The organism is Streptomyces sp. UH6, from assembly GCF_013421635.1.
GTDB classification, from domain to species: Bacteria; Actinomycetota; Actinomycetes; order Streptomycetales; family Streptomycetaceae; genus Streptomyces; species Streptomyces abyssomicinicus.
Genome location: NZ_JACADT010000574.1, coordinates 1 through 3,657, shown reverse-complemented (window position 1 = coordinate 3,657; position 3,657 = coordinate 1). Strand labels below are relative to the sequence as shown.

At 69.9% G+C, this 3,657-nt stretch carries 2 protein-coding genes and 1 pseudogene; 2 read left to right on the top strand and 1 reads right to left on the bottom strand.

Annotated features, from left to right (window positions below; genetic code table 11):
- Positions 1–8 precede the first annotated feature (8 nt).
- Entirely contained in the window at positions 9–1,073 is a 1,065-nt protein-coding gene (locus tag HW445_RS22275; RefSeq protein WP_180222747.1) for a M4 family metallopeptidase, read from the bottom strand.
- Positions 1,074–1,420: 347 nt separating this feature from the next.
- Here HW445_RS22275 and leuA point away from each other — a divergent pair, with 347 nt between their 5' ends.
- Both leuA and HW445_RS22265 read left to right on the top strand, forming a co-directional pair.
- Entirely contained in the window at positions 1,421–3,142 is a 1,722-nt protein-coding gene (gene leuA, locus HW445_RS22270) for a 2-isopropylmalate synthase (protein ID WP_180222746.1), read from the top strand.
- A 189-nt stretch (positions 3,143–3,331) separates the two neighbouring features.
- Positions 3,332–3,657: pseudogene (locus HW445_RS22265) on the top strand (TerB family tellurite resistance protein); the annotation flags it as partial.

The following is a 3,657-nucleotide window of genomic DNA, read 5'->3' as shown; positions in this document are numbered from 1 at the left end:
CGAGCGGGTCACGCCTCGCGGCTGAGGACGCCGACCTCCTGCCAGGCCTTCTCGACCGCCTGGGCCTCCGCACCCTCCCCGAACCGCGTCACCGCCGCCTTCAGCGTGAGCCGCGCGAAGTCGGCGAACTGCGCGTCCGCCTTGAGGTCGCCGGAGGTGAGCACGTCGTACCAGACCTGCCCCGCCTTCTCCCAGGAGTGCCCGCCCAGCGCCGTGGCGGCCAGGTGGAACGCCCGGTTGGGGATGCCGGAGTTGATGTGCACCCCGCCGTTGTCCTGGCGGGTGTCCACGTAGTCGTCCATGGACCCCGGCTGCGGGTCCTTGCCGAGGACGTCGTCGTCGTACGCGCTGCCGGGCTCCTTCATGGACCGCAGCGCCTTGCCGGTGACCCGGGGCGCGAGCAGCCCGGCACCGATCAGCCAGTCCGCCTCCGCGGCCGTCTCGCCCTTGGTGTACTGCTTGATCAGCGAACCGAACACGTCGGAGACCGACTCGTTGAGCGCGCCGGACTGGCCGTAGTACTCGAGGTTGGCGGTGTACTGGGTGACGCCGTGGGTGAGTTCGTGGCCGATCACGTCGACGGGGATGGTGAAGTCCAGGAAGACCTCGCCGTCGCCGTCCCCGAACACCATCTGCTCGCCGTTCCAGAACGCGTTGTCGTACTCCTGGCCGTAGTGGACCGTGGCGTCCAGCGGCAGGCCGCTCCCGTCGATGGAGTCGCGGCCGTACACCTTCAGGAACAGGTCGAAGGTGGCGCCCAGCCCCGCGTACGCGCGGTTCACGCTGGCGTCCTGGCCCGGCTCCTGGCCCTCGGCGCGGACCTTCTTCCCGGGAAGGGTCTCGCGCTGCTGCGCGTCGTAGATGGTGCGGTGCGGCTTGCCGTCCTCGGCGGCCTCCGGGCGGGCGAGGATCCGCGCGCCGGCCACCGCGTTCAGGCGGCGGCGGGTGCGCTCCAGGGAGTCGCGCTCCCGGGTGCGGCGGGCGGGCCCGGAGAGGAGCTCGTCGGTGTGCCGGGAGAGGGTGTCGAGGATGTGCGGGGGGATGATCGTGCAGAAGACCCGATTTGTGCTCATACCTCCCCATGGTCGCGCTGGGTGAGGGAAAAGTCACCACCCGTGACGGCAAGTGATCCAACATCGCCGACGATGCCCGAAGTTGTCGCTTCCCTTGTGGTCTCGGGCACCTTTTGCCCGTTTGATCTCCTGAGTCCCGCATACTGATACACGTCCACGCATCGTGGCGTGGCTCGGCTAGGCTGCGGCACATCATGCGGTACGGGCTGCTCCTCCTTAGCTGCCGCGGCGAGGGTCTGTAAGTCGTCAGGCCGACCCCCTCTCCGCGGTGTCCGGCGTTGCTGCCGACAGTCGGCCGTCCTCCAGGACCTCTTCGTCCACCGGACACCCAAGGAGCCGAAACCGCCATGGTGAACCGCCAGAAGCCCTCCTCGATGCCGATCGGCAAGTACGGCCGCTACGAGCAGGTCGACATCTCCGACCGCACCTGGCCCGACCAGCGCGTCACCGTCGCCCCCCGCTGGCTCTCCACCGACCTGCGCGACGGCAACCAGGCCCTGATCGACCCGATGTCCCCGGTGCGCAAGCGCGCCATGTTCGACCTGCTGGTCCGGCTGGGCTACAAGGAGATCGAGGTGGGCTTCCCCGCCTCGGGCCAGACGGACTTCGACTTCGTCCGCTCGATCGTCGAGGACGAGGGCGCCATCCCCGAGGACGTCACCATCTCGGTGCTGACGCAGGCCCGTGAGGACCTGATCGAGCGCACCGTGGAGTCCCTGAAGGGCGCCCGCCGGGCCACGGTCCACCTGTACAACGCCACCGCGCCGGTCTTCCGCCGGGTGGTCTTCCGCGGCTCCCGGGACGACATCGCGCAGATCGCCGTCGACGGCACCCGCCTGGTGATGGAGTACGCCGACAAGCTGCTGGGCGACGAGACCGCGTTCGGCTACCAGTACAGCCCGGAGATCTTCACCGACACCGAGCTGGACTTCGCGCTGGAGGTCTGCGAGGGCGTGATGGACGTCTGGCAGCCCGGGCCGGACCGCGAGATCATCCTCAACCTGCCCGCCACCGTGGAGCGTTCGACGCCGTCCACGCACGCGGACCGGTTCGAGTGGATGCACCGCAACCTGTCCCGCCGGGAGTACGTCTGCCTGTCCGCGCACCCGCACAACGACCGCGGCACCGCCGTCGCCGCCGCCGAACTGGCGGTCATGGCCGGCGCGGACCGCGTCGAGGGCTGCCTGTTCGGCCAGGGCGAGCGCACCGGCAACGTCGACCTGGTGACGCTGGGCATGAACCTGTTCTCGCAGGGCGTCGACCCGCAGATCGACTTCTCGGACATCGACGAGATCCGCCGCACCTGGGAGTACTGCAACCAGATGGAGGTCCACCCGCGCCACCCGTACGTGGGCGACCTGGTCTACACGTCCTTCTCCGGCTCCCACCAGGACGCCATCAAGAAGGGCTTCGACGCCATGGAGGCCGACGCCGCGGCCAAGGGCGTCACGGTGGACGACCTGGAGTGGGCGGTCCCGTACCTGCCGATCGACCCCAAGGACGTCGGCCGCTCCTACGAGGCCGTCATCCGGGTCAACTCGCAGTCCGGCAAGGGCGGTGTGGCCTACGTCCTGAAGAACGACCACAAGCTGGACCTGCCGCGCCGGATGCAGATCGAGTTCTCGAAGATCATCCAGGCCAAGACCGACGCCGACGGCGGCGAGGTCACGCCGAAGGACATCTGGGAGATCTTCCAGGACGAGTACCTGCCGAACCCCGAGAACCCGTGGGGCCGCATCCAGGTCGAGACCGGCCAGTCCACCACCGACCAGGACGGCGTCGACACCCTCACCGTGCGGTGCACGGTCGACGGCGAGCCGACGGTGCTGACCGGTACCGGCAACGGTCCGATCTCGGCCTTCTTCGACGCGCTGCAGGGCGTCGGCGTCGACGTCCGCCTGCTGGACTACCAGGAGCACACGATGAGCGAGGGCGCCTCCGCGCAGGCCGCCTCCTACATCGAGTGCGCCATCGGCGACAAGGTCCTGTGGGGCATCGGCATCGACCCCAACACGACCCGCGCGTCGCTGAAGGCGGTCGTCTCCGCCGTCAACCGCTCGGCCCGCTGATCATCCGCACCGGCGGTTTCGGGGCCCGCACGCCGTACACCGGCGTGCGGGCCCCGGCCATTTCCGGCCACTTGACCCCGGATGATCACGGAAAGGTCCCGTCCGGGGTACTGACGGGGCCTCAGTGATGTGGCTAACATCACGCCGAGTGCGGCGACGTGGCCGCGGCTACCCGTACGGAGGTGCGACGTGCTGCCAGGGAGCGGACGGGACGGCAGGCGGCGCCCCGGGCGCGGGCCGCGGATGACGGGGCTGCGCACCACCTGGACGGACGCCGGGGAGGGCGAGTTCTTCTGCCCCGGATGCGGCGGCGACCGCAACTACCGGCGGATGCGCGGACAGGTGCGGCTCACCGTGCTCGGCGTCCCGCTGCTCGACCGGGGCGAGACCGGGCCGGTCGTCGAGTGCGCCGCCTGCGGCGGCAGATTCGGCGCCGAGGTCCTGGACCACCCCACCACCGCCCGGTTCTCCGCTATGCTGCGGGACGCCGTGCACACGGTGGCCCTGGCGGTGCT

Bases quoted from the DNA above. Each gene is read 5' to 3' on its own strand.
- HW445_RS22275 (WP_180222747.1), bottom strand. From the start codon at position 1,073: ATGAGCACAAATCGGGTCTTCTGCACGATCATCCCCCCGCACATCCTC.
- leuA (WP_180222746.1), top strand. From the start codon at position 1,421: ATGGTGAACCGCCAGAAGCCCTCCTCGATGCCGATCGGCAAGTACGGC.